This is a genomic window from Azohydromonas aeria, assembly GCF_009760915.1.
In the GTDB taxonomy this organism is placed as follows: Bacteria; Pseudomonadota; Gammaproteobacteria; order Burkholderiales; family Burkholderiaceae_C; genus Azohydromonas; species Azohydromonas aeria.
In genome coordinates this window covers 46350-71591 of record NZ_VIDQ01000034.1, presented here as the reverse complement: position 1 = coordinate 71591, position 25242 = coordinate 46350, and the positions used below count along the sequence as shown (strand labels likewise).

Below are 25242 nucleotides of genomic sequence, written 5' to 3'. Positions count from 1 at the left end.
CCCTGACTTGCGCAGTTCATGTGCCTGTCGCCGCAGGTACTGCAGTGTGTCTTCGGAAAGATGGCGACCGTCGATCTTGCTCATGAACACAATATAGGCGGTGAATTATTGAATTGCCAGGTTAATAGTTCATCCAGCAGACGAGTCTGCTGCCAAAGAGTTGTTCGTCCTGCTTCATAAAGAAAGCGAGGCGCTTATTGCCAGAGAGATTTCTGAGTGGGCGGCGCGAAATGGATGGCGTCAGTGTGATGCCGAGGAACTGAGGGCGCTTGCGGCCAGAATAGGGGCGGGCGGCAGAGTAATCGTCAAAAACAAAAACTGCTGGCGCGACGATATTGTCAAGCAATTGAAAGAGCGCGCAATCAGACAATAATAACTTGACGGCTTGCCGGCGAAGCTGCCGTTCTTTGGTAAGCCTTAGTTTTTTTAATTCAGAGTAAACGCAGATTTACAGAACACACACCTTATCATGCACCGTCAAGTTACAGCAGAAGAACTAGAATACCTATACCTATTGATTGGAAAAGGCATATGGCACCTTCAATACGTAGAAGACGGAGTGTCAGGAGAGGAGGCAAAGGCTTTACTTGCCAAACAACGGCGAAATACGTTGGGAACTTCACTCAAAATCGCTCGGGAAAAAAAGCTCATTGAAGATGTGTTGCTTGGGCGTCCGTCCGAGTTTAAAGAAGAATGTGATTGGCTTGTTCACCGATCCCAATGCTCGCACGGTGATTTGCTGTATACAGACAGAGGCAGAGCAGAGACATTCACGCGTTTAGAGGCTTTCACGAATGAGGCGCACCGTCTTCAGGCCGCTCTGCTAGGCGACATTAACCAATATTTGATTGCAATCGGTATCGACACTGCGGCCGCCCAGCGCTTTGCCTCTCAGAATACTGGGCGGCTACGCAGCGAAGGCTAAATTCGCGTCGCGGCAAACCAAATAATGACATCGTGTCAATGACATAGTCAGCGAAGAACCGCTCCCAGCCTTTAGCAGCCCTCCAATCTTCTTGGCAAACAGCCGTCGCCTACCGCAACCCTTCGCTGCCGACATTGCCCAGGAACCATCCCGCCAAGGCAATGAAGGCAAGGTACGACGCTGCCATCCAACCGCACGCCACGCCTTCTCAAGCCGTCTTTCAGTAATCACTTGGAGCGCACCAACCTGATTTCCCGCGCCATTTCCGTCACCGCCTCTTCACCTTCCTTGCCGGCATTCCGCACCCATTGCGCCAGCGCCAGGCGTTCTTCCCAGCAAATCTCCTAAACGCCGCGCTTGCTGCCGTTCTCGCCAGGGATGACGGCATGCCAGCGCTTGAATACGCCGCCCCGTGCGCTTGAAGCCGTGCGCTCGCACCCATCTCGCCCCTGAACTCTCAAGCCTGGTCGAGCTGCGCCAGCACGTCGAGCGCGGCGATCTCCCAGCCACGATCAGCACGCAGCCCTCGCCTTGAAGCGCGGCCACCACGCCGTCCGCATGCACGCCTTCAAGCCCGCCCTCGGACCGGTGTAATGAGAAATCTTTATCATTAAAGCCATGCCGTGATGCTTCGGCTGCGTGGGTCATGCCCTTGTGGCCGACGCGCCATGGCCTGTCCTTGTTCCCTTTTTCCAGGAGATTCGCCTTGCTGATGACCGGTGTGCGGATTCGGCTCGCGGGCGCGACGCTGCTCGTGGCGCTGCTGTGGGGCGCCGTGTGGTGGGCGCTGTCGTGAGCGGCGCAGCGGCCGTGCGCCTGCACGATGTGACGGTGGCCTACCGCGGCCACCCGGCCGTGCACCATGTCAGCGGCAGCTTCGAGTCCGGGCGCCTGGCGGCGGTGGTGGGCCCCAACGGCGCGGGCAAGAGCAGCCTGCTGTCCGCCATGGGCGGGCGCCAGCCGGGCTACCAGGGCCGCATCGAGCGCGACGCCGCGCTGCGCGTGGCCTACCTGCCGCAGGCCAGCGAGCTCGACCGCGCCTTTCCCGTGCGCGTGCGCGAGTTCGTCGCCATGGGGCTGTGGGCCGAGATCGGCGCCTTCGGCGCGGTGCGCGCCGCCCAGCGCCAGCGCGTGGACCAGGCCCTGGCTACGGTCGGCCTGGCCGGCTTCGAGCAGCGGCTGCTGGGCGAGCTCTCGGTGGGGCAGGTGCAGCGCGTGCTGTTCGCCCGCGTGCTGGTGCAGGACGCGGGCCTGATCCTGCTCGACGAGCCCTTCAACGCCATCGACGCGCGCACCACGGCCGACCTGCTGCGTCTGCTGGCGCGCTGGAAGCAGGAGTCGCGCACCGTCATCGCCGTGCTGCACGACCTGGAGCAGGTGCGCGCGCATTTCGACGACGTGCTGCTGCTGGCGCGCGAGCCGGTGGCCTGGGGCCCGCCGGCGCAGGTGCTGCGCGCGGAACACCTGTTCAAGGCGCGGCAGATGGCCGAGGCCTGGGACCAGGACGCGCCGCCGTGCCGGCGCGGCGGGGCTTGAGCGCCATGGCCATGGAACTGCTGCAGCCCTTCGTCGAGTTCTCCTTCATGCGCCGCGCGCTGGTGGCGACGCTGGCGCTGGCCCTGGGCAGCGCGCCCATCGGCTGCCTGCTGGTGCTGCGCCGCATGAGCCTGGTGGGCGACGCCATGGCGCACGCGGTGATGCCCGGCGCCGCCGCGGGCTTCCTGCTGGCGGGCATGTCGCTGCCGGCGCTGAGCGCGGGCGGCTTCGCCGCGGCGCTGCTGGTGGCGCTGGCCGCCGGGCTGGTCACGCGCAACACGCCGCAGCGCGAGGACGCCAGCTTCGCCGCCTTCTACCTGATCGCGCTGGCGCTGGGCGTGCTGCTGGTGTCGCTGCGCGGCAGCCAGGTGGACCTGATGCACCTGCTCTTCGGCAGCGTGCTGGCCGTGGACGACGCGGCGCTGCTGCAGATCGCCGGCGTGACAAGCTTGACGCTGTGGACGCTGGCGCTGCTGTACCGGCCGCTGGTGCTGGAGAGCTGCGACCCCGGTTTCCTGCGCAACGTCGGCGGCCGCGGCGGCCTGGTGCACGCCGCGTTCCTCGTGCTGCTGGTGGCCAACCTGGTGAGCGCGTTCCAGGCGCTGGGCACGCTCATGGCCGTGGGGCTGATGATGCTGCCCGCGGCCGCGGCCCGCTTCTGGGTCGCGGGGCTGGGACCGATGGCGGCGCTGTCGGCGGCCATCGGCGCGGCCAGCGGCGTGGCCGGGCTGCTGCTGAGCTTCCACGCCGAGCTGCCCTCGGGCCCCTGCATCGTGCTGTCCTGCGGCGCGGTGTACCTCGCCTCGGTGCTGTTCGGGCACCGCGACGGCATCGTGACGCGCCGCCTGCGCGCCAACGCCCACCAGGCCGGCTGACCGGCCGCATCGTCCCCGCTTTCGCATGAGATCCCTCGACCGCCGCACCGCCCTGCTCGCCACGCTGCTGCCCGCCGCCCCCGGCTGGCTGCGGGCACAACCCGCGCCGACGGACGCGCCGCGCGTGCTGGCGAGCTTTTCCATCCTGGCCGACATGGCGCGCGAGCTGGTGCCCGAGGGCTTCACGGTGCAGGCGCTGGTCGGCCCCGACGCCGACGCGCACGTGTACGAGGCCACGCCGGCGGACGTGCGCCGCGTCGGGCAGGCCGACCTGGTCGTCGTCAACGGCCTGGGCTTCGAGGGCTGGATCGAGCGGCTGGTCCAGGTCTCGGGCTACCGCGGCCCGATCGTCGTGGCCAGCCAGGGCATCACCCCGCGCAGCGCTGCGGCCGGCGACGGGCACGGGCACGGCCATGGCCACGGCCACTCGCACGGGCCCGCCGGGGGCGCCGATCCCCACGCCTGGCAGGACCTGTCGCTGGCGCGGCGCTACGTGGACAACATCGCGCAGGCGCTGGCGCGGCGCTGGCCCGCGCACGAGGCGGCCATCGCCGCGCGCCGGCGCGACTACCTGGCGCGCATCGACCGGCTGCACGCCTGGGCGCAGGCGCAGTTCGACGCCGTGCCGCGCGCGCAGCGCCGGGTCGTGACCTCGCACGACGCCTTCGCCTACCTGGGCGCGGCCTACGGCATCGACTTCCTCGCGCCGCAGGGCTGGGCCACGCACAGCGAGCCCTCGGCCGCGGCCGTGGCGCGGCTGATCCGGCAACTGCGCCAGCAGCAGGTGCGCGCGCTGTTCATCGAGAACATCAGCGACGCGCGGCTGGTCGAGCGCATCGCCCGCGAGAGCGGCGCGCGCGTGGGCGGCACGCTGTTCTCGGACGCGCTGTCGCGCCCCGGCGGCCCGGCCGACACCTACCTGCGCCTGGTCGAGCACAACGTGCGCACCGTGGCCGCGGCGCTCGCGCCGGCGCCGGCGCGCTGAAGATTTCCTCAACCCTGCGACACGCACGAACCGCCATGAAGCATCGACTCGTCCCGATCCTGATGGCCGCGGCGCTGGCTGGCCCGGCCGGCCTGGTGGCCGCCGCACCCCACGGCCACGCGCACGAGCACGGCGTGGTGCGGGTGCAGGTGGGCGTGGACGGGCCGCGGCTGGAGCTGGCGCTGCAGGCGCCGCTGGACAGCCTGCTGGGCTTCGAGCGCGCGCCGCGCACCGACGCCGAGCGCCGCGCCGCGGAGCAGGCGCTGGCGACGCTGCGCCAGCCGCAGTCCTGGCTGCAGCCGGACGCCGCGGCCGGCTGCACGCTGGAGACTTCGAATGTGGACCCCGGCGTGCTCGCGCCCGGCGCGCCGGCGCCGCGCGACGGGCATGCCGAGGTCGAGGCCAGCTATGCCTGGCGCTGCGCCCAGCCGCAGGCGCTGCGCGGCCTGGAGATCGGGCTGTTCGACGCCTTCCGGCGGCTGCAGCGCATCGAGGTCGAGGTGGCGGACGCCAACGGCCAGGGCCGCAGCACGCTCAAGCGCCCGGCGCGCGTGGTGAAGCTGCAGCGATGAGCGCGGCTGCGAACGCGCCGGTGCTGTCGCTGCGCGGCGTGCGCTACCGCTGGCCGGGGGCGCCGCACGACGTGATCGCGCTCGATGAGCTGCTGGTGGCGCCGGGCGAGCGGCTGCTGCTGCGCGGGGGCAGCGGCTGCGGCAAGAGCACGCTGCTGTCGCTGGCCGCCGGGGTGCTGCTGGCGCAGTCGGGCGAGGTGGCGCTGCTGGGCCAGGACTGGCGCGCGCTGCGCGCGGGCCGGCGCGACCGCCGGCGCTCCGACCACATCGGCTACGTGTTCCAGCAGTTCAACCTGGTGCCCTACCTGAGCGTGCTCGACAACGTGCTGCTGCCGTGCCGCTTCTCGGCGCTGCGCGCGCAGCGCGCCGGCGCGCGGCCGGCCGAGGAGGCGACGCGGCTGCTGCAGGCGCTGCAGCTCGACGATGGGCTGCTGGGCCGGCCGGCGCAACAGCTCTCGGTGGGCCAGCAGCAGCGCGTGGCCGCGGCGCGGGCGCTGCTGGGCCGGCCCGAGGTCGTGATCGCCGACGAGCCGACCTCGGCGCTGGACGAGGACCGGCGCGACGCCTTCATGCGGCTGCTGCTGCGCGAATGCGAAGCCGCCGGCAGCGCGCTGCTCTTCGTCAGCCACGACGCGCGGCTGGCCAGCCACTTCCCGCGCGTGATCGACCTGCCCGTGCTCAACCGCGCGGCGCAGCTGGCGGAGGCCTGAGACATGGCGGGGGGCCTGCTTCGCATCGCCGTGGGCAGCGCCTGGCACCGGCGCTTCGGGCTGTCGCTGGTGGTGCTGTCGGTGGCGCTGTCCACGCTGCTGCTGCTGGGCGTGGAGCGGCTGCGCCACGATGTGCGCGAGGGTTTCGCGCAGTCGGTGTCGGGCACCGATCTGCTGGTGGGCCCGCGCACGGGCTCGGTGCAGCTGCTGCTGTACGCCGTGTTCCGCCTGGGCAGCCCGACGCAGAACATCCGCTGGAGCAGCGTGCAGGCCATCGAGCGCGACCCGGCCGTGGCCTGGGTGGTGCCGCTGTCGCTGGGCGACACGCACCGCGGCTTCCCGGTGGTGGGCACCACGGCGGGCTACTTCGAGCATTTCCGCCACGGCGCGCGGCGGCCGCTGGCGCTGGCGCAGGGCCTGGCCTTCGACGGCGTGTTCGAGGCCGTCATCGGCGCCGAGGTGGCGCAGCGCCTGGGCTACCAGCCGGGGCAGCGCATCGTGCTCAGCCACGGCGGCGGCGAGTTCGCCGAGAACGACCATGCCGACAAGCCCTTCACGGTGGTGGGCGTGCTCGCGCGCACCGGCACGCCGGTGGACCGCTCGGTGCACATCCCGCTGGCCGGCATGGAGGCGATCCACCTGGACTGGCAGATGGGCGCGCCGCTGCCGGGCATGGCCGTGCCGGCCGAGCGCGTGCACGAGCACGACCTCACGCCGCGCACCGTCACGGCGCTGCTGGTGGGGCTGAAGTCGCGCGCCGCCGTGTTCTCGGCGCAGCGGCGCATCAACGCCTTCGCGCAGGAGCCGCTGATGGCGGTGCTGCCCGGCGTGGCGCTGGACGAGCTGTGGGACGCGGTGGACGCCGGCGAGCGCGCGCTGCAGGCCATGGGCGCGCTGGTGGCGGTGGTGAGCCTGGCCGGGCTGGTGGCCGTCGTCGTCACCGGGCTGGAGCAGCGCCGGCGCGAGCTGGCGGTGCTGCGCGCCGTGGGCGCGCGGCCCGGCCAGGTGTTCGCGCTGCTGCTGCTCGAAGGCGCGCTCGTGGCCGCCGCCGGCGCGGCCCTGGGCACGCTGGCCTGGGTTCTGGCCGCGGTGGGGCTGGCGCCGCTGGCCGAGGCGCGACTGGGCGTGGCGCTGCAGCCGGGCTGGCCCACGCCGCGGGAGTGGGCGCTGCTGGGCATGATCGTGCTGGGCGGCACCGTGGCCGCGCTGCTGCCCGGCTGGCGGGCCTACCGCCTGTCGCTGGCCGACGGACTGTTGCCAAGGGGGTAAGGATGAACGCAAACCTGCATCGCACGGCCCACCCGCGCCGGCGCCGGCTGCTGCTGGCGCTGGCCGGGTTGCCGCTGGCCGGGCCGCTGGGCGCGGCCGCCACTGAAGCAACCTACCGCGACGGGCGCTGGGCCGAGCTGGTGCCGCCGGACTGGGACCCGCGCAAGGCCATGGGCCTGCAGGCGCAGTCCGCCCTGGGCGTGCGCGAGGGCAGCGCGCAGGAGCTCGCGCTCATGGAGCAGCTGCGCGCGGCCTGGGACAACGCGCCCACGCGCTCCGAGCTCGACGGCGCGAAGCTGCGCATGCCCGGCTACGTGGTGCCGCTGGAGCACAGCGGCGAGAAGCTGCAGGAGTTCCTGCTCGTGCCTTACTTCGGCGCCTGCATCCACAGCCCGCCGCCGCCGGCCAACCAGATCGTGCACGTGCGCCTGGCCCGGCCCGAAAAGCTGCGCAGCATGGACGTGATCTGGGCCTACGGCACGCTGCGCACGCAGCGCAACGACTCGTCCATGGGCGTCAGCGGCTACGCCATGGACGCCGTGCGTGTCGAGCCCTGGCGCGGGCCGCCGCGCTGAGCCGGTTCCGCTCCCCTTGATCGCATCACGCCATGGAACGACTCACCCGCCAGCGCACGACCATCCTGCAAGCCCTCACGGCCGCGCAGCGGCCGCTGCTGCCGCAGGAGATCCTGGAAGCGGCGCAGGCCACGCTGCCGCGCCTGGGCATCGCCACCGTCTACCGCCAGATCAAGCAGCTGGTCGAGGAGGGCGAGCTCCAGGTCGTGCGCCTGCCCGGCGACAACGCCCGCTACGAGGCGGCGCGGCATGCGCATCACCACCACCATCACTTCCAGTGCACCGTCTGCCAGCGCGTCTTCGACGTGCATGCCTGCCCCGGTGACCTCGCGCGCCTGGCGCCCGAAGGCTTCACGGTGGAGGACCACGACCTGACGCTGTACGGCCACTGCCGCGACTGCAGGCAGCAGCAGGCGGCGTGACGCAGCGGCTCCCTGCACCTCGACTGTCCCGGGCCGCGCGCGTGGCCTGGGCCGGATGGCTCGTGCTCGCCGTGCTGCTGCACGCCACGCTGGGCCGCGGGCTGCACGAGTGGCAGCACCTGTGCGCGCCGGGCTCCGGCTCCAGCACCTGGAGCAACGGCGCGGACCCATCCACTCCGGGCTCTCCCGAGGATGCCCCGGGCGGCACACACGCCGCCTGCGCCTGGTGCCTGTCGCAGGCACATGCCGCGGCGGGCGGCGAGGCGCCACGGGTCAGCGCCGCGCCGCTGCAACCGTGGCGGACCATCGCGCCCCGGCCCGCGGCCTGTGTGGCGGACGCGACGCGCTGGCCCTTCGCGGCCCGCGACCCGCCGCGCGTCCTGGGCTGAACCGTCGCGCCGGCATGACCGGCGCGCCTGCGTCATTGCCTGCCTGCCCAGGGGCCGCGCCCGCGCGTGGCCCGGGCCGGGCCCTGTCTCGACTTGCCGCCGCCGTGCAGGCCCTCGATCGGCCCTGCGCGGACCGCCGCTGCCCAAGGTTTCGCTGTCCCCATGTACTCCTGTCCCGTTCCCGACCGTCCCCGCGCCGCCGTGCTGGCGCTGGCCATCGCTGCCCTCTACCCCCAGGCTGCCCAGGCCCAGGCCCAGGCCGAACCCGCCCCGGCGCCCGCCGAGGCGGCCGAGCTGCCCTCCATCACCGTCGTCGGCCGCTCGGCCTCCGGGGCCTACCACGCCGACGAGGCGCAGGGCGCCAAGACGGAGCTGCCGCTGCGCGAGCTGCCGCAGTCGGTGCGCGTCATCACGCGCCAGGCCATCGACGACCTCGGCGCGACCAGGCTCGACGACGTGCTCGACTACGTCGGCGGCGTCTCGCGCCAGAACAGCTTCGGCGGCCTGTGGGACAACTTCGCCATCCGCGGCCTGCAGGGCGACCCGAACACCGGCATGGCCACGCTGCTCAACGGCTTCGCCGCCAACCGCGGCTTCAACGCCCCGCGCGACCTCGCCGGCGTGGACCGCATCGAGTTCCTCAAGGGCCCGGCCGCGGCGCTGTACGGCAGCAGCGAGCCCGGCGGCACGCTCAACATCGTCAGCAAGCGCCCGCTGTGGAAGGCGGCGCACTCGGTGGAGGGCTACCTGGGCAGCCACGGCTTGCGGCGCGGCGCGCTCGACAGCACCGGGCCGCTGTCCGAAAACCTGGCCTACCGCCTCAACGTCGCGGTGGAGGAGCGCGACAGCTTCCGCGACCACGTCCATGCCGAGCGCCAAGTGCTGGCGCCGGCGCTGACCTGGCGCCTGGGCGCCGACACGCGGCTGGACTACCGCGGCGAATTCCTGCGCCACGCCACGCCGCTGGACCGCGGCGTGGTGGCGGTGAACGGGCGGCTTGGCGCCATCCCGCGCAGCCGCTTCCTGGGCGAGCCCGCCGACGGCGACGTGGTGGTGCGCAACCAAAGCCACCAGCTCGTGCTCAGCCAGGGCTGGGGCGAGGCCTGGAGCAGCCGCGTGGGCCTGTCCTGGCGCGAGACGGCGCTGCGCGGCTTCTCGACCGAGCCCGACCTCGCGCTGCAGCCTGACGGCCGCACGCTGTGGCGCCAGCGGCGCTATCGCGACTACGGCTCGGAAGACATCGCGCTGCAGGCCGAGCTGCAGGGCAAGTTCAGCATGGGTGGCTTCCAGCAGGAGCTGCTGGTGGGCGTGGAGGGCTACCGCTACCGCATGGACACGCTGATGCTGCGCGCCGGCCCCAGCGCGTCCTACGCCATCGACATCCTGGCGCCCGCCTACGGCCAGCCGCAGCCCGTGCCCCTGCCCAGAACCGACACGCGCGAAGTCCAGCACAACGCCGCGCTCTACGTGCAGGACGTGGTGCACCTGGCGCCGCAATGGCGGCTGCTGGCAGGGCTGCGCGTGGACGACCTGCGCCAGTCGCTGACCAACAACCGCAGCGGCGCCGTCACGCGCCAGACGCCCTCGGCCACCACGCCGCGCGTGGGCCTGAGCTGGCTGCCCAGCGCGCAGTGGACGCTCTACGCCAACGCCGGCCGCTCCTTCCGGCCCAATGCCGGCAGCGACGCCACGGGCGCGGCCTTCGAGCCCGAACGCGGCCGGGCGCTGGAGCTGGGCGCCAAGTGGGAGAGCGCGGACCAGCGCCTGGGCGCCACCGTGGCGCTGTTCGACATCCGCAAGCGCAACGTGCTCGTGACCGACCCGCTCAATGCCGGCTTCTCGGTGGCCGCCGGCGAGGTGCGCAGCCGCGGGCTGGAGGGCGACCTGGCGGGTCAGCTCGGCACGCACTGGCGCGTCAACGCCAGCCTCGTGCTCAACGACGCCCAGGTGGTGGGCGGCAGCCGGCTGCTCAACGTGCCGCGCGTCAACGGCAGCGTGCTGGCGGTGTACGAGGACCAGACCGGCAGCGGCCAGCGCTGGGGCCTGGGCGGCGGCGTCACGCACGTGGGAGACCGCCTGGGAGAGTCGGGATCGAGCTTCGAGCTGCCGGCCTACACCACGGCCAAGCTGGTGGGCTACTGGCGCCTGACGCCCACGGTGCGGCTGTCGCTGGACGTGGACAACCTGTTCGACCGCACCTACTACGCCAGCTCCTTCTACGAGACCTGGGTGACGCCCGGCACGGCGCGCTCGGTCACCGTCGGCCTGCAAGCCAAGTTCTGAAGGGGGCATCCGATGAAGCAACAAGCGATGGCCGCCGCGGCGCCCGTGCTCGAGATCCGCGGCGTCGATGCCGGCTACGGCGGCGTGCCGATCCTGCGCGGCCTGGACCTCGTGATCCGGGCTGGCGAGATCCACGCCCTGCTGGGGGCCAACGGCGCCGGCAAGACCACCACGCTGAACCTGCTGCTGGGCTTCGTCCCGCCGCGCCGTGGCAGCGTGCGCGTGCAGGGCGTGGACCCCGTGGCCCAACCCGCGGCAGCGCGGCGCCACCTGGCCTACATCCCGGAGAACGTGGCCCTGTACGAGCAGCTGACGGCACGCGAGAACGTGGCCTACCTGCTCGACCTGGCCGAGCAGCCCGCCGGGCCTGAGGCCATCGGCGAAGCGCTCGCTGCCGCCGGCCTGGACCGCGCCGCGCACGACCGGCGCGTCTCGGGATTCTCCAAGGGCATGCGGCAGAAGGTCTCGATCGCGCTCGCGCTCGCGCGCAAGGTGCCGGCGCTGCTGCTGGACGAGCCGACCTCCGGGCTCGATCCGCAGGCCACAGCAGAGTTCAACCGCCTGCTGGGCGTGCTGCGCGGCCAGGGCGTGTCCGTGCTCATGGTGACGCACGACCTGCTCGGGGCGGCCGATGTCGCCGACTGGATCGGCTTCCTGCGCGACGGGCGCCTGGTCGAACAGGTCGCCGCGGGTGCGGGGCCCGAGCGCTTCGACGTCCCCGGGCTGCACCGCCACTACACCCGTTCGGAGACGGCGGCATGAACACGCCCTTGCGCATCGCCCGCGAAGAGTGGCGGCTGCTGCGACGCGACCGCGTCGCCGTCATCGGTGTGCTGCTGGTGCTCGTGCTCACCGCCGTGGCGGCCCTCACCGCCTGGGACCAGCGCCGCACCGCGCAACTCGAACGCACGCGCCACCAGTCGCAGGTGGACCATGAGTTCGAGGCGCAGCCCGACCGGCACCCGCACCGCATGGTGCATTACGGCCACTTCGCGTTCAGGCCGATCGGTGCGCTGGCGGCCTTCGACAGGGGGATCGACGCCTACACGGGCCACACCCTCTACCTCGAAGGCCATCGCCAGAACAGCGCCAACTTCGGCGACGTGCGCCAGTCGTCGCTGCTGCTGCGCTTCGGCCAGCTGACGCCGGCTTTCGTGCTGCAGGTCGTCGCGCCCCTGCTGCTCATCTTCCTGGGCCATGCGAGCGTGGCCCGCGAGCGGGAGGCCGGCACCTTGCGGCTGCTGCTGGCCCAAGGCCTGCGGCCGGGGCAGCTGGTCGCGGGCAAGCTGCTGGCGTTCTCCGGCGTCTCGGCGCTGGTGCTGCTGCCGGCCGCCGTGGCGCTGGCCTGGCTGGCCGTGGCCAGCGCGGCGCCGCTGTCGCTCGCGCTGACCCTGCTGGGGGCCTACGGCCTGTGGCTCGCGCTGTGGACGCTCGGCGTGGTCGCCGTGTCCGCGCTGGCCCCGCGCGGCCGGGACGCGCTGATCTCGCTGCTGGCGATCTGGGCGCTCACCGTGGTGCTGGTGCCGCGCCTGGCACCGGAGGGCGTGGCGTCCGCGCTGCCGCTGCCCACGCGCATCGAGACCGACATCTCGGTGGCCCGCGACCTTGCCGCCATCGGCGACAGCCACGACCCCGACGACCCGTACTTCGCCACGTTCCGCAAGAAGGTGCTCGAGCAGTACGGCGTGACCCGCATCGAGGATCTGCCCGTGAACTACAAGGGTGTGCTGGGCATGGAAGGCGAGCGCCTCACCAGCCAGCTGTTCGACCGCCATTTCGAGCGGAGCTTCGCGCTGCAGGAGGCCCAGTTGCGCCGACTCGACGCCTTCTCGCTGGCCAGCCCCATGATCGCCCTGCGCCGCATCTCGATGGTTGCGGCCGGCACCGACCTGCACGCCTATCGCCGCTTCCTGGAGCAGGCCGAACGCCATCGCTACACGCTGGTGCAGGAGCTCAACCGCCTGCAGGCCGAGAAGCTCACCCATGCCACGGACCGTGGCAGCCTGTCCGCGCGCATCGGCAAGGAGCACTGGCAGGACCTGGCCGTGTTCCGGTTCGAGCCCGAAGCGCCTTCCGCGACCCTGCGCCGTGCGGCACCGATGGCGCTGGTGCTGGCGTGCTGGCTGGCCGTGCTCGCGGGGCTGGTGGCGCTGGCGACGCGGCGACTCGGCGGGAGGGCACGATGAGCACGCGCTGGCTCACGCACGAATGGCGGCTCCTGAGCCGCTCGCGCCTGGCGCTGGCAGGCCTGCTGCTGCTGCTGGCGCTCTCCGCGCTCGCGGTCGTGTCCGGCCTGCGGGAAGTCTCGCGCCAGCAGGAAACGATTGCCCGGCTGGCCACGCTGGAGCAGCGGGAACTGGCGGCACGGCAGCCGAAGCTCGAACGCGAGGGCGACCCGGGATCGGTCGCCTACTACACCTTCCTGGGCACCTGGGACGAGCCTGCGCCCGCCGCGTTCCTGGCCCTGGGCCTGCGCGATACGGCGCCCTACGTGCTGCGCGTGCGCGCGCTGGCGCTGCAGGCGCAGTTGCACGAGGGCGAGGTGTTCAACCCCGAGCTGGCGCTGGCCGGGCGCTTCGACTTCGCCTTCGTGCTGGTCTACCTGGCGCCCCTGTTCCTCATCGCGCTGCTGTACGACCTGGTCTCGGCGGAGCGCCACGCCGGTCGGCTGGCCACCTTGAGGGCGCTGCCCGGCGCCGGGCACAGGCTGTGGCTGCGCCGTGCCGCGCTGCGCACCGTGCTCGTGTTCGCCTGCCTGGCCTTGCCCGTGGCGGGCGGGGCATGGGCCGGCGCCATGCCGGTGGCCGCCACCGCGGGGGTGCTGGCCGCTACCCTCGCGTACGTCGTGTTCTGGGCAGGCCTGGCGCTCGTCGTCGTCGCCCGGGGCGGCCGCTCGGTGACCAATGCCACCGCCCTGATGGGCTGCTGGGCCGTGCTGACGCTGGTGCTTCCCGCCGTCGCCAACACCGTGCTGTCGCAGGCCGTTCCGGTGCGCCAGGGGGTCGAGCTGATGCTCGCCCAGCGCCAGGCCGTGCATGGCGCGTGGGATCTGCCCCGTGAAGACACCATGCAGCAGTTCTTCCGCACCCATCCGCAGTGGCGGGACACGGCGCCGCTGCCCGCCGGCTTCCACTGGAAGTGGTACTACGCCTTCCAGCAACTGGGCGACGAGAGCGTGGCGCCGCAGGTCGCGGCCTATCGCGAGGGTCTGCTGACGCGCCAGCGCTGGAGCGAACGCCTGGGCTCGCTGCTGCCGGGCGTGGGGGTGCAGGTCGTGCTTCACCGCGTGGCCGGCACCGACCTGCCCGCGCAACTGGCCTACCAGGACCAGGTCGCCGCCTTCCACGCGCAGCTGCGGACGTTCTTCTACCCGTACCTCTTCGACGGAACCCGGTTCGAAGCCCGGGACTTCGAGAAGCTGCCCCGCTTCCAGCCCGCCGTCGCTGACGCTGGCCCCGACCGTCTCGGGAGCGCCGGTTCACTGCTGGCGCTGGTCGTGCTGTCCATGTTCACCGCGGCGCTGGGTGTGCTCGCCATGCGCCGGGTGGATGCGTGAGCGGACCGCCCCTGCCAAGACCGCGCGCGCCGGCTGCAGCCCGGCGCCACGGGCCGCGGCGAGTGGTTGCAGGCGTCGGCGTTGCTGTTGCCCGTGGCCACCGCCACCGTGATGCCCCTGGACACGGCATTGCCGGTGTCGATGACGTAGGCCCGCACGCCCGCGTCGCGGCAGTTGGTCGAGGCTTCAGGCTGCTCGAAGGCGTCGGACAGCCGCGGCAGCATCTGCGACCGCGCAACCGGCTTGGCTGATGGTCAAGCCGACACCGAAACCCGCTGTGAAGCACTCCAGATCTCGGCCGCCACCGGTCGGCCCGTGTGCCAGCCCTGCGCGTAGTCGATGCCGATGGCACGCAGCTCGTCCAGGACCGCTTCGTTCTCGACCCATTCCGCCACGGTGCGCATGTCGAAGGCGGAAGCCACGCGGTGGATGGACTCCACGATGGCTCGGTGCTGGGCATCCTGGTCCAGGTTCCTGACGAAGCTGCCGTCGATCTTGAGCAGGTCGGCCTGCAGCGTGCGCAGGTAGCTGAACGACGACAGCCCCGCGCCGAAGTCGTCCAGCGCGAAGCGCGCGCCCAGCGATCGCAGCCGCGAGATGAAGGCCTGGGCCGCTTCCAGGTTGCCGACGGCAGCGGTCTCGGTGAGCTCGAAGCACAGCCGCCTCGGGTCCACGCCGCTGCGCTGGATCTCGGCCACCACGTCGTCGAGGAATGCACCATCGCCCAGGGATTGGCCCGAGACGTTGATGGCGCAGCGCACGAGGGGTGTGCGCTGCATCCAGGCGATGGTCTTGCGCAGCACGAGGCGATCCAGCGCGCCCATGAGCTGGTAGCGCTCGGCCGCGGGAATGAACAGCGCCGGCGACACGAGCTGGCCATCGTCGCCGCGCAGGCGCAGCAGGATCTCCCCATAGGGCAGGCTGACGGGGTCCGCCGTGGTGCCGATGATGGGTTGGAAGAAGAGCTCGAAGCGGTCCTGCGCCAGTGCCCGCTGCAGCTTCGAGACCCAGTGCATCTCGCCGCGGCGTGCCTGCACCAGCGTGTCGGCCGGTGCGAAGAACTGCACCCGGTTGCGCCCGGCCTCCTTGGCGGCATGGCAGGCGATGTCGGCGTGAATCAGCGCCAGGTACGGTTGCTCGCCGGGATCGGGCAGCTGCGCCAGGCCCACGCTCGCGCTCACGGCATGGGGACTGTCCTCCCAATGAAAGCAGTGGGACTCGATGCGCTGGCGCAGCGCCTGCGCACGCCGCAGTGCCTCGTCCACCGTGCAGTCGCCGAAGAGCACGCCGAACTCGTCGCCGCCCAGCCGCGCGAGCAGGTCGTCGCGGCGCACGCCGCCGCGCAGAAGCTGCGCGATCTCGCGCAGCAGCACGTCGCCCGCGGCGTGCCCCAGGGTGTCGTTGATGACTTTGAACTGGTCGAGGTCGATGTAGCACAGCATCTGGCCGGACGGCTGTGCCGCCGCGGCGCGGCGAGCCAGCGCTTGCTCGAACTCCTGGCGGTTGACCAGCCCGGTGAGCATGTCGTGCTTGAGCGCATAGGCGGCGCGCTCGGCCAGGCGCTGCTGCTCGCGCAGGTCGCGGCCCACCCACACAGCGCCGGTGCACTTGCCCTGCGCGTTGCGGATGGGCGTCACGCTGTCGCTGATCGGGCAGAACGACCCGTCGTCCATGCGCAGCATGCGCTTGCGCGGCTCCTGCTGCGGTGCTTGCTGCGCCAGGCACATCGCGACCGGACAGGGGCAGGGCTGCCGGTCATCGGCCCACAGCAGCTTGACGACCTCGGCAAAGGGTCGGCCCACGGCCTGCGCCACGTCGAGCCCGAGCAGTGCCGCGGCAGCCGGGTTGAGCAGGTCGATGTGCCCGCTGGCGTCCACGGAGACCATGGCGTCGGCCATGGCGTCCAGCGTGATGCGCAGCCGCTCCTGTTGCGCCTGCAGCTCGGCGTTGCGGTCAGCCAGTTCGTCGGAGAAGGCCTCTGCCTCGCGCCGCGCAGTCAGCAGCGCGCGCTCGTGGCGTCGCGTGGCACTGGCATTGAAGACCGTGATGCTGGTGACGGGCTCCATGCCGTCCTGGGCCGGCTGCACCTGGGCGTTGAGCAGCACGGGCAGCGGCGGTGCCTCCGGCACGGCCAGGTCGAGCGAGATCTCGTGGGCAAAGCCCTGCAGCGCCAGCAGCGGCACGTAGGAGGTGTCGTGGTAGATGCGGCTGGCCGCCGTCAGCACCTCGCGCAGCCGCAGCGTGCCCTCGATGTCGCCAACGCTGCGGCCGCACCAGTTCGAGAAGAGCCGGTTGGCGCGCAGGATCAGGCCATCGTGCCGCACGAGCAGATGGCCGCAGGGCACGTGCTCGTGCAATTCGTCCTGGTTCAAAGGGCTGGCTCCAGCTGGTGCACGGGCGAGGCGAGGTAGTGGCGGATCAGCTCGATGGTTTCCTGCGGGGAGCTCAGGTGCGGGCAATGGCCGGTGGCCTGCATGACCGCCAGCTCGGCACGCGGCAGTCGCCCGCGCAGGTACTCGCCCACGTGCAGCGGCGCCAGGGCGTCGTCCGAGCACTGCAGCACCAGGCAGGGCGGGCGCACGTGCGGCAGCTCGTGGCGGCAGTCCGACTGGAAGGTGACGCGGGCGAAGTGGCGGGCCACGCGCGGGTCCATGGCGCAGAACCGGTTGGCCAGTTCCTCGGCCAGCTCCGGGCGCTCGGGCGCATTCATGATCACCGGCGCCATCATCCGCGCCCACGAGAAGAAGTTGCTGTCGAGCGTGTCGAGCAGCTGCTCGATGTCCTCGCGGGTGAACCCGCCATCGTAGTCGCCGTCCTTGAGATAGCAGGGATTGGGGGCCAGCAGTACCAGGCGGCTGAACAGGTCCGGTTCCATGCGCGCGGCGACAATGGCGATCATGGCGCTGATGGAGTGGCCCACCAGCACGGGTCGCTCCAGGCCGGCTGCGCGGCACACGTCGATGAGATCGCGCGCGTAGCCCTCCAGGCTGGCGTACTTGTGCCGGTCGAAGGCGCCGCCGTCGGATGCGGCCGAGCCCAGGAGGTCGAACAGCACGATGCGATGGTCCCGTGCGAAGGCAGGCGCCACGTGACGCCAGACCTGCTGGTCGCAGCCGTAGCCGTGCATGAAGACGATGGAAGCGGCCTGGTTGCCGATGACTTTGACGTTGTGCTGGCTAAGGATGGACATGGGCAACCCGGCGTGGGGCGTTGTACCGGGCGATTGGAACGGTGCGGTACCCATCCGTTGTGTCATGAGCGTCAATTCTGCCGGGTGCGACCCAGGCAGGCCTTGACCGGCAGCCCGGCCCGCCCATAGGGACCGGCCAGATGGAAGGCTCAGGGACAGCGGCTTCAGCCGTCGATGGTCTTCATGCAGAAGGTTGATGACGGCCAATCCAAGCAGCACGAGGCCAACAACGCGGCGCCATTGCGCCAGCTGGCGCGGCCTGACGAGGAAGCCATCTTCAGGTCTTCAAGGCCGAACGCGGTGGCGGTAGATGCGGCAATGCCTGCATCCGCGGCCACAGCACTTCTGCACGGCTGATGCCGGCACCCCATACACCGTCTCGGACGTGGATGGGCTCGCTTTGGTGTCGGCTTCGCCATGGCTTTGAGGCAGCCACTGGCCAGGCACGGACAACGAACAATGTGCCTGCGTGCCTACAGGGGCGCGCACTACCGTGACGACTCTTCTGGACTCAACCGGTTGGGTCTGCATTTGTCTTCCCTTGCTGCGTGAAGAAACACCACCGCGATCCGACCGCCTCGGCGACCGGCTCGTTCACCAGCGGCTGCCCTGCCTGTGCAGGAAAGGCCGCCCGAAGTCAGCCACGCCGCGGTCGTGCTGGGGAGTCGGGTGCCGCTTCGCTGACGCCAGCTGCGGGCGTCGGCGCGTCCGGCGGCGTGCAGTCTCAGACCACGTGCGGCGCCTTGTGGAACACACCGTCCTTCATGATGGCCAGCAGCCGCTGGGCATCCAGCAGCACGCTCAGGTCCTGCAGCGGGTCACCGTCCACCAGCAGCAGGTCGGCCAGGTAGCCCTCGCGAATCTGGCCCAGCTCGTTGGGGCGCATCATGATCTCGCCGCCACGCGCCGTGGCCGCCAGCAGCGACTCCATCGGCGTCATGCCCGCGTACTTCACCAGGTACTGCAGGTCGTTGGCATTGGTGCCGTGGGGCACCCAGGCAAAGCCATAGTCGCCGCCGGGCAGGATGCGGATGCCGCGCTTGTGCATCTCGTGCATCGTCTCGGTGGCGGCTTCGAGCTCGCGCATGTAGCCCATCTGCGCCGCCGCCTCGGTGGTGATGCCGTAGTCCTTGGCGTGGAAGCAGGTGTTGACCAGCCAGGCCAGGCCGGGGGCGACGAAGTGCTTGTCCTTGTTGGCTTCGAGCATGTCCAGCGCCTCCTCGTCGGCGAAGCTGGCGTGGTAGATCACCTCGATGCCATGGCGCACGCACTGCTTGACGGACTCGGCCGAGCGCGCATGCGCGGCCACCCGTTTGCCCAGGCGCCGCGCCTCGGCGGTGGCCATGGCGACCTCTTCATCGGAGAAGGGCGTGAGCTCGGCCGGCAGCCCGGTGATGAACTCGCCCGAGAGGTTGAGCTTGATCTGGTCCACGCCGTACTTGGCGAACATGCGCACGGCCTTGCGCATCTCCTCCGGCCCGCTGACCACGTGCGCGAAGCTCAGCTCCTCGAACGGCAGGTGCGGCAGCGACATGTCACCCAGGCCGCCCAGGTGCGCGATCTCCTGGCTGCCCGCGATGTAGCGCGGTCCCGGGAACTCGCCGTTGCCGATGGCGTTGCGGGTCACCACGTCCAGGCGGGGCTTGGCCGTGGCGGCGCCGACGCAGGAGGTCCAGCCCATGTCGAGGTAGCGCTTGGCCACGCGGATGCACCACAGCGCATGCTCCTCCGGCGGCATCATCTGGATGGAGGCCAGCGTCGGCTGGTCGTTCCAGGCGAAGTGCGTGTGCGCCTCCGTCATGCCCGGCATCAGGAACGCACCCGCGGCGTCGATGACCTGGGTGCCGGCGCTGCACACGGCCTCGCCCCTGCCGCGACGAACCTGCGTGATGCGGTTGCCCTGGACCAGCACCTCGCCGTCGAAGGGCTGCGCGCCGCTGGCGTCGAAGACGCGGGCGTTGGTGAAGAGGATGTCGCTCATGATGTTGTCTCCGTCAGTCGATGGGGATGGCGTCCTGTTCGCGTACGGGCGTGCAGGGGCCATCCGGGCCCTGCATGGGCCGGTTCTCTGGGGTGTGCAATGAAGGAAGGAGAGCCTGCCGGCTCAGGCGTGGCTCAGGAACGCCTGCAGCAGTTGCGAGCAGTCAGTTGCGCGCTCCATGGTCGTCCAGTGGCCGCAGCCCGGCAGCACGACGACCTTGGCCTTGGGCAGCCGCTGGCCCATGACCTCCACCGCCGCCGGCGGGGCTACGCCGTCCTCGTCGCCCGTGACCAGCAGCACCGGCACGGCGATGTCTTCCAGCGCGGCGGACTGCGCCTCGGCCAGCGCCTCGCAGCTGCGCGCATAGCCCTCGGGAGACTGGCGCATCAGGCTCTCGCGCACCAGCGCCAGCGTCACGGGCTGGTTGGCCTTGGTGTCCTTGGAAGTCGCACCCTGGACGATGGCGTCGGCGATCTCCTGCATCGCCGACGCGCCGCCCGAGGCCGCCTTCCCGGCACGGGCGCGGATGTTGGGCCGCGCCGCTTCGGGCGGGCAGGCCAGCGGCCCAAACAGTGCCAGGCGGCTCACCAGGCCAGGCTGCTGCTGCGCCAGGTGCTGGCAGACGATGGTGCCCATCGAGTGGCCGAGGAAGACGGCCTGCGTCACACCCAGCTCACGGCACACGCCCACGACGGCCTCGACCATCTGTGCGATGCCCAGCGAGCCGGCGCCGCCGCTGGCCGCTTCGGCCGAGCGGCCGCTGCCGGGCAGGTCGATGCGCACCACGCGGTGGCCCTGCAGCGCGCTCAGGACCGGCGTCCAGGTGTTGCTGCTGCCGCCCAGGCCGTGGACGCACACCACGGCGGGGCCGTCGCCTTCGACCTCGACGGCCAGTCCGTTGATCAGCTTCGTGCTCATGCCTTGTGTCCTGTGAATCAATGCGTTGTCAAAGGCGCAGCCCGGCCCACGGGCGCTCAGCGGCGTCCGGTCTGCGCAGTCGGCCCTCCAGGGCCGGGGTCGGGATCAGCGGCGCCCTGGGCCGCGGCGCTTCAAACGAAGCGGTTCTCGATGCGGCCCAGGCCGTCGATCTCGACACGCACCACGTCACCCGCCTTCAGGTAGCGCGGGGGCTTCATGCCCATGCCCACGCCGGCCGGGGTGCCGGTGGCGATGAGATCGCCCGGGAACAACGTGATGCCGCGCGAGCAGGTCTCGATGAGCGTGGGGATGTCGAAGATCATGTTCTCGGTGGGGCCGTCCTGGCGAAGCTCCTCGTTGACCCAGCAACGCACACGGGTGCGCGTGCCGTCGAGCTCGTCGGCGGTGACGATCCACGGGCCCATGGGGCAGAAGGTGTCGAAGGACTTGCCCAGGTCCCACTGCTGGTGGCGCATCTGCACGTCGCGCGCCGTCACGTCGTTGACCACCGTGTAGCCGAAGACATGCGACAGCGCCTCGGCACGCGAGATGTTGCGACCGCCCTTGCCGATCACCACGCAGAGCTCGGCCTCGTAGTCGATCTCGGTCGAGACCTCGGTGGGCACACGCACCTCGTCGAAGGGGCCGACCACGCACTCGGGCACCTTGGTGAAGACGATGGGCCAGGCTTCGGGGTTGGCGTCGTTGTCCTTGAACACCGAGGCCTGCAGTTCCCTGGCATGCGCGTGGTAGTTCCGCCCCACGCAGAAGACGTTGCGGCGCGGGTGCGGGATGGGCGCATCGAGCTGCACCGACGACAACGGGACGGCCGCGCCGGCCGCCTCGGGCAGCGACTGCCCCTGGGACAGCGCCTCGATCAGTGTCAGGACGCCGAGCTCGGCCTGCGCACGCGGCAGCGCCAGCGGGGTCACGGTCTGGCCGTCGGCGGACACGATGCCGACATGGCGTTGTCCGGCGGCGAAGTAGGTGGCAAGGCGCATGGGAAGTCTCCTTTGGTCACTGGGAGGGGTGAGGGAACAGAGCTCGTGCTCCGGTGACCAAACTGTAGGAATCGGCGCCCGTCGGCGCTTATCGCGCCGTTCGCTGATTTATCGCAGAGTACGGCGTGTTGCTCCGTGCTTTCCCTGAAAGCCGGCTTCAGGCCCTTCTTGACCGAAGTCATCACGCCGATAGTCGCGCCCCAAGGAGACAGGACAAATGGCAGACGTTTACGCGCTGCACGAGGGCGGCTTCGGCCGTGCCGTGGTGCTGGAGTTGCGCGACGACCTGGTGGCGCACGCGCATGCGGAGTCGCAGTTCGCATTCTGGCTGGGCGGCCCCCCGGTGGAGGCGCACCTGGGCGACACGGTGGTGCACTACAGCGAGGACGTGGCCCTGGGCACCAACGAGTACGAGTCGCACGACGCCCGGCTGCTGGACCGCTCAGGGCCGGCCATCTTCCTGGTGCTCTACATCTCGAAGGACTGGCTGGAGCGGGTGCGCGCGGAGAGCGGGCGCGCGTTCTTCTTTCCCTCGCCGCGCGTGCCGATCAGTGCGCCGCTGCGCCAGGCCTGCTGGCGCGTGCTCGACGCGGTCCTGTCGCAGCAGGAGAGCCGGCGCGACGAAATAGACAGCGAGGTGGAGCAGCTGATCCAGAGCGCCATCGACGCCACGCTCGCGCCTGTGCCGCCCGAAGGGCTTCAGAAGCGCACGGCCATGCTGGACCACCGGCTGCGCGCAGCCATCGCGTACATGCGAGAGCACGTGCACGAGCCGCTGTCGGTCGAGGAAATCGCCGGACGCGTGGGCTTGTCGCGCACGCAGTTCTTCACGTTGTTCCGGGATCAGCTGCAGACCACGCCGCAGGTGTTCTGGAGCGCGGTGCGCGTGGAGGAGGCCGTGCGGCGGATGCTGCAAAGCAAGAAGCCCCAGCCGCTGACCTCGCTGGCCCTGGACCTGGGCTTCTCCTCACCGGGCAACTTCTCGCGCTTCTTCCGGGAGCACATGGGGGTCTCGCCCTCGGGCTTCAGGCGCGCTGCGGGAACCACGGTGCAGCACACGCTCACGGGCATTCAGTGACGGGCCGCCTCACGGCCTCACGCGACGCCGACTGCTGCCGGCGAGAGGCTGCTTGCTGCGCGGGTTGATGGCGGAAACCGGGCTGATTCCAGTTTCAATCTGGAAGTGAACCAACGATCCAAGGCCACGCAGTGGTGGAGTGAACGCGTTGAGCATCGCGTTCACGTCCGGCCAGTGCGTTGGCCAGGTGCTCTTCGACGTCTTCCAGGGTGTCGAAGAAGCGGTTGTGGAAGTGCTTCTCGCGCAGCTCATCCCATGGATGCCCCACGGGGTTGAGCTCAGGCGAGTACGGCTCAATGGACACGCCCAGCAGCAGAGGCAGCACCACGGCCTGCGCTTGGCGCAACTCCTCTACCGTCTTGGCTTCGCGCGGCGCCTGTTGCGCCTGCTCCAGTACTTCACTACCGCTGGCTGTTCGAGGCATGGCCCAGTCTCCGTGATGGCAGACCCGGTCACTCTTTCACCGGCGAACACGCATTGGAATGGACGGTGCGCTGCATCGGCGCGGATACGAGGGTGCTCATGACGCAGCGCCCACCGTCCCGGAGCCTGGCGGGTCACGCCGCTGCTCGACGGCCAGGACCTCGCGCGTCACGGACAACAGCGTGTCGGGCGTGACGCTGATCGAGTCGATGCCGATCTCCACCAGGAAGCGCACCAGCTCGGGATGGTCCGAAGGCGCCTGCCCGCAGATGCCCACGTGCCGTCCGTTGCGCCGCGCGCCCTCCACCGCCATGCGGATCATGGCCATCACGCCCGCGTCGCGCTCGTCGAAGTCGAAGGCCACCAGCTCGGAGTCGCGGTCCACACCCAGCACCAGCTGCGTGAGGTCGTTGGAGCCGATGGAAAAGCCGTCGAAGAGCCGCGCGAAGGCGTCGATCTGGATCACGTTGTTGGGGATCTCGCACATGACGTAGACCTCCAGCCCGTCCTGGCCGCGCACCAGGCCGTGCGTGGCCAGCGCCTGCAGCACGCGCTCCGCTTCCTCCACGCGGCGGCAGAAAGGCACCATCAGCTTCACGTTGGTCAGCCCCATGTCATGGCGCACGCGCTTGAGCGCCGCGCACTCCAGCGCGAAGCCGTCGGCATAGGCCGGGTGCGCGTAGCGCGAGGCGCCGCGCAGGCCCAGCATCGGGTTCTCCTCGTGCGGCTCGAAGCCGCGGCCGCCCAGCAGCTGCGCGTACTCGTTGGTCTTGAAGTCCGACAGCCGCACGATCACCGGCCGCGGGTGGAAGGCCGCGGCGATGGTGCCGATGCCCTCCGAGAGCTGGCGCACGAAGTAGTCGGCCCCGCGCTCGAAGCCCTGCGTCAGCCGCGCGATCTGCGCCGCCTCGGCCACGTCGGGCACGCGCTCCGGATGCGCCAGGGCCATCGGGTGCACGCGGATGTGCTCCGCCACGATGAATTCCATGCGCGCCAGCCCCACGCCGGCGGCGGGCAGCAGCGCGGTCTGGAAGGCGGTGTCCGGGTTGCCGACGTTGACCATCAGCTGCGTGCGCGGGCGCGCCAGGGTGCCGAGGTCGATGCACCGGTGCGTGAAGGGCAGCACGCCCGCGTACACCCGGCCCACCGCGCCTTCCGCGCACGACACCGTGACCTCGTCCCCCGTGTGCAGCCGCGTGGTGGCGTCGTCGCAGCCCACCACGGCCGGGATGCCCAGTTCGCGTGCGACGATGGCCGCATGGCAGGTGCGCCCGCCGCGATTGGTCACCAGCGCGGCAGCCGTCTTCATGACCGTGCCCCAGTCGGGCATGGTGGTGTCGGCCACCAGCACTTCGCCGGGCTGGAATGCGCCCAGCTCCGACACGTCGCGCACCACGCGCACGGGGCCGGTGGCGATGCGGCTGCCCACGGCGCGCCCCGTGGCCAGCACGCTGCCCTGGGCCCCCAGCCGCACCTCGTCGAACTGGCCGACGGGCCGGCGCGAGGCCACGGTCTCGGGCCGCGCCTGCACGATGTAGAGCCGGCCGTCGAGGCCGTCCTTGGCCCATTCGATGTCCATGGGCACGGGCTGCCCGGCGCGGCGGCTGTAGTGGTCCTCGACCGCCAGCGCAGCGTCGGCCAGCGCCAGCACCTCGTCGTCGCAGATGCAGTAGCGCGCCTGCTCTTCCCTGGGCGTGGGCACGTTGCGCGTGGTCTCGCGCCCGGCGCCCCAGGAATAGACCATGCGCACTTCCTTGCCGCCGAGCTTGCGCCGCAGCACCGTGCGGTGGCCCTGGCGCAGCGTGGGCTTGAAGACGTGGAACTCGTCCGGGTCCACCGTGCCCTGCACCACGTTCTCACCCAGGCCGTAGGCGCCGGTGATGAAGACCACGTCCCGAAATCCCGACTCGGTGTCCAGCGTGAAGATCACGCCGCTGGCCGCGCGATCGGCGCGCACCATCTTCATCACGCCCACCGACTGGAAGACCTTGAAGTGGTCGAAGCCCTGGTCCATCCGGTAGCGGATGGCACGGTCCTTGAACAGGCTGGCGAAGCAGCGCCGCACCGCCTCCAGCAGCGGGCCCTCGCCGTTGACGTTGAGGTAGGTCTCGTGCTGTCCCGCGAAGCTGGCGCCCGGCAGGTCCTCGGCGGTGGCCGAGCTGCGCACGGCCACTTCGAGCTGCTCGCCGTACTCGCGGCGCAGCCGCGCGTAGGCCTCGACGATTTCGGCGGCCAGGTCCGGCGGCAGCGGCGCGGCCATGACGATCTCCCGCGCGCGCCGGGCGCGGCAGGCCAGGTCCTCGACGTCGAAGGGGTCCAGCGCCGACAGCGCCTCATGCAGGCGCGGCCACGCGTCGGCCTGGTCCAGCACGTGGCGGTAGGCCTCGGCGGTGACGGCGAAGCCGTCGGGCACGTTGACGCCCTGCGGCGCCAGCGCGCTGAACATCTCGCCCAGCGAGGCATTCTTGCCGCCGACGAGCGGCACGTCGTCGGCACCCAGTTCGGCGAACCAGCGGATGTACTTCATGGCGGTCCCTCCACGGGCTGCGGCCCT

At 70.8% G+C, this 25242-nt stretch carries 24 protein-coding genes; 17 read left to right on the top strand and 7 right to left on the bottom strand.

Annotated elements, in window-relative coordinates; all coding sequences use genetic code 11:
• The first annotated feature begins 112 nt into the window (after positions 1 to 112).
• The 15 genes from FJ694_RS37970 to FJ694_RS19505 all read left to right on the top strand — a co-directional run bounded on the left by FJ694_RS37970 (position 113) and on the right by FJ694_RS19505 (position 14097).
• Positions 113 to 373, top strand: a complete 261-nt coding sequence (locus FJ694_RS37970; protein ID WP_375140237.1) for a DUF1889 family protein — start codon at positions 113 to 115, stop codon at positions 371 to 373.
• Between the two features lie 96 nt (positions 374 to 469).
• Positions 470 to 925 (top strand): hypothetical protein, encoded by a 456-nt coding sequence (locus tag FJ694_RS19570; RefSeq protein ID WP_157269005.1) that lies wholly within the window; start codon positions 470 to 472, stop codon positions 923 to 925.
• 810 nt (positions 926 to 1735) lie between these two features.
• Complete coding sequence (aztA, locus tag FJ694_RS19565; protein ID WP_232540125.1) at positions 1736 to 2461, top strand: zinc ABC transporter ATP-binding protein AztA; 726 nt, start codon at positions 1736 to 1738, stop codon at positions 2459 to 2461.
• Between the two features lie 5 nt (positions 2462 to 2466).
• Positions 2467 to 3336: a metal ABC transporter permease gene (locus tag FJ694_RS19560; protein WP_157269009.1), complete on the top strand. Its 870-nt coding sequence runs from the start codon at positions 2467 to 2469 to the stop codon at positions 3334 to 3336.
• Positions 3337 to 3361: 25 nt separating this feature from the next.
• Entirely contained in the window at positions 3362 to 4321 is a 960-nt protein-coding gene (locus FJ694_RS19555; protein WP_157269003.1) for a metal ABC transporter solute-binding protein, Zn/Mn family, read from the top strand.
• 35 nt (positions 4322 to 4356) lie between these two features.
• A complete protein-coding gene (locus FJ694_RS19550; protein WP_198320908.1) occupies positions 4357 to 4893 on the top strand; it encodes a DUF2796 domain-containing protein in 537 nt (178 codons plus the stop codon).
• On the top strand, positions 4890 to 5603 hold the full coding sequence (locus FJ694_RS19545; protein WP_157269002.1) for an ABC transporter ATP-binding protein: 714 nt from the start codon (positions 4890 to 4892) through the stop codon (positions 5601 to 5603). Before FJ694_RS19550 ends, FJ694_RS19545 begins: the two co-directional genes overlap by 4 nt.
• 3 nt (positions 5604 to 5606) lie before the next feature.
• Positions 5607 to 6872, top strand: a complete 1266-nt coding sequence (locus FJ694_RS19540) for an ABC transporter permease (protein ID WP_157269001.1) — start codon at positions 5607 to 5609, stop codon at positions 6870 to 6872.
• 2 nt (positions 6873 to 6874) lie between these two features.
• The gene (locus FJ694_RS19535) at positions 6875 to 7447 is read left to right on the top strand and encodes a DUF3299 domain-containing protein (RefSeq protein WP_157269000.1); all 573 of its coding nucleotides are present in this window, start codon (positions 6875 to 6877) and stop codon (positions 7445 to 7447) included.
• Positions 7448 to 7479: 32 nt separating this feature from the next.
• Entirely contained in the window at positions 7480 to 7869 is a 390-nt protein-coding gene (locus FJ694_RS19530; RefSeq protein ID WP_157268999.1) for a Fur family transcriptional regulator, read from the top strand.
• Complete coding sequence (locus FJ694_RS19525) at positions 7866 to 8258, top strand: hypothetical protein (RefSeq protein WP_157268998.1); 393 nt, start codon at positions 7866 to 7868, stop codon at positions 8256 to 8258. The genes FJ694_RS19530 and FJ694_RS19525 overlap by 4 nt, the downstream gene beginning before the upstream one ends.
• Before the next feature lie 162 nt (positions 8259 to 8420).
• The gene (locus tag FJ694_RS19520) at positions 8421 to 10541 is read left to right on the top strand and encodes a TonB-dependent siderophore receptor (protein WP_157268997.1); all 2121 of its coding nucleotides are present in this window, start codon (positions 8421 to 8423) and stop codon (positions 10539 to 10541) included.
• A 12-nt stretch (positions 10542 to 10553) separates the two neighbouring features.
• Positions 10554 to 11303 (top strand): ABC transporter ATP-binding protein, encoded by a 750-nt coding sequence (locus FJ694_RS19515; protein WP_157268996.1) that lies wholly within the window; start codon positions 10554 to 10556, stop codon positions 11301 to 11303.
• Positions 11300 to 12727 (top strand): ABC transporter permease, encoded by a 1428-nt coding sequence (locus FJ694_RS19510; RefSeq protein ID WP_157268995.1) that lies wholly within the window; start codon positions 11300 to 11302, stop codon positions 12725 to 12727. The genes FJ694_RS19515 and FJ694_RS19510 overlap by 4 nt, the downstream gene beginning before the upstream one ends.
• Positions 12724 to 14097 carry a DUF3526 domain-containing protein gene (locus FJ694_RS19505; RefSeq protein WP_157268994.1) on the top strand — a complete coding sequence of 458 codons (1374 nt, stop codon included), beginning with the start codon at positions 12724 to 12726 and terminating at the stop codon, positions 14095 to 14097. The genes FJ694_RS19510 and FJ694_RS19505 overlap by 4 nt, the downstream gene beginning before the upstream one ends.
• A 254-nt stretch (positions 14098 to 14351) precedes the next feature.
• Here FJ694_RS19505 and FJ694_RS19500 read toward each other — a convergent pair whose 3' ends face one another.
• Positions 14352 to 16469 (bottom strand): putative bifunctional diguanylate cyclase/phosphodiesterase, encoded by a 2118-nt coding sequence (locus tag FJ694_RS19500; RefSeq protein ID WP_157268993.1) that lies wholly within the window; start codon positions 16467 to 16469, stop codon positions 14352 to 14354.
• Complete coding sequence (locus tag FJ694_RS19495) at positions 16466 to 17287, bottom strand: alpha/beta fold hydrolase (protein ID WP_157268992.1); 822 nt, start codon at positions 17285 to 17287, stop codon at positions 16466 to 16468. The genes FJ694_RS19500 and FJ694_RS19495 overlap by 4 nt, the downstream gene beginning before the upstream one ends.
• A 183-nt stretch (positions 17288 to 17470) precedes the next feature.
• Between FJ694_RS19495 and FJ694_RS19490 the strand changes: the two genes are divergently transcribed.
• On the top strand, positions 17471 to 17644 hold the full coding sequence (locus tag FJ694_RS19490; RefSeq protein ID WP_157268991.1) for a hypothetical protein: 174 nt from the start codon (positions 17471 to 17473) through the stop codon (positions 17642 to 17644).
• Between the two features lie 367 nt (positions 17645 to 18011).
• Here the strand turns inward: FJ694_RS19490 and FJ694_RS19485 are convergent, their stop codons facing one another.
• The 3 genes from FJ694_RS19485 to FJ694_RS19475 form a co-directional block, all read right to left on the bottom strand.
• On the bottom strand, positions 18012 to 19268 hold the full coding sequence (locus tag FJ694_RS19485) for a metal-dependent hydrolase family protein (protein ID WP_157268990.1): 1257 nt from the start codon (positions 19266 to 19268) through the stop codon (positions 18012 to 18014).
• A gap of 123 nt (positions 19269 to 19391) precedes the next feature.
• The gene (locus tag FJ694_RS19480) at positions 19392 to 20186 is read right to left on the bottom strand and encodes an alpha/beta fold hydrolase (protein ID WP_157268989.1); all 795 of its coding nucleotides are present in this window, start codon (positions 20184 to 20186) and stop codon (positions 19392 to 19394) included.
• A gap of 131 nt (positions 20187 to 20317) precedes the next feature.
• Positions 20318 to 21187 carry a fumarylacetoacetate hydrolase family protein gene (locus tag FJ694_RS19475; RefSeq protein WP_157268988.1) on the bottom strand — a complete coding sequence of 290 codons (870 nt, stop codon included), beginning with the start codon at positions 21185 to 21187 and terminating at the stop codon, positions 20318 to 20320.
• Between the two features lie 217 nt (positions 21188 to 21404).
• Here FJ694_RS19475 and FJ694_RS19470 point away from each other — a divergent pair, with 217 nt between their 5' ends.
• Positions 21405 to 22265: an AraC family transcriptional regulator gene (locus FJ694_RS19470; RefSeq protein WP_157268987.1), complete on the top strand. Its 861-nt coding sequence runs from the start codon at positions 21405 to 21407 to the stop codon at positions 22263 to 22265.
• A 94-nt stretch (positions 22266 to 22359) separates the two neighbouring features.
• Here FJ694_RS19470 and FJ694_RS36745 read toward each other — a convergent pair whose 3' ends face one another.
• Entirely contained in the window at positions 22360 to 22689 is a 330-nt protein-coding gene (locus tag FJ694_RS36745; protein WP_198320907.1) for a hypothetical protein, read from the bottom strand.
• A 96-nt stretch (positions 22690 to 22785) separates the two neighbouring features.
• On the bottom strand, positions 22786 to 25215 hold the full coding sequence (gene ppsA / locus FJ694_RS19460; protein ID WP_157268986.1) for a phosphoenolpyruvate synthase: 2430 nt from the start codon (positions 25213 to 25215) through the stop codon (positions 22786 to 22788).
• Between the last annotated feature and the right edge of the window lie 27 nt (positions 25216 to 25242).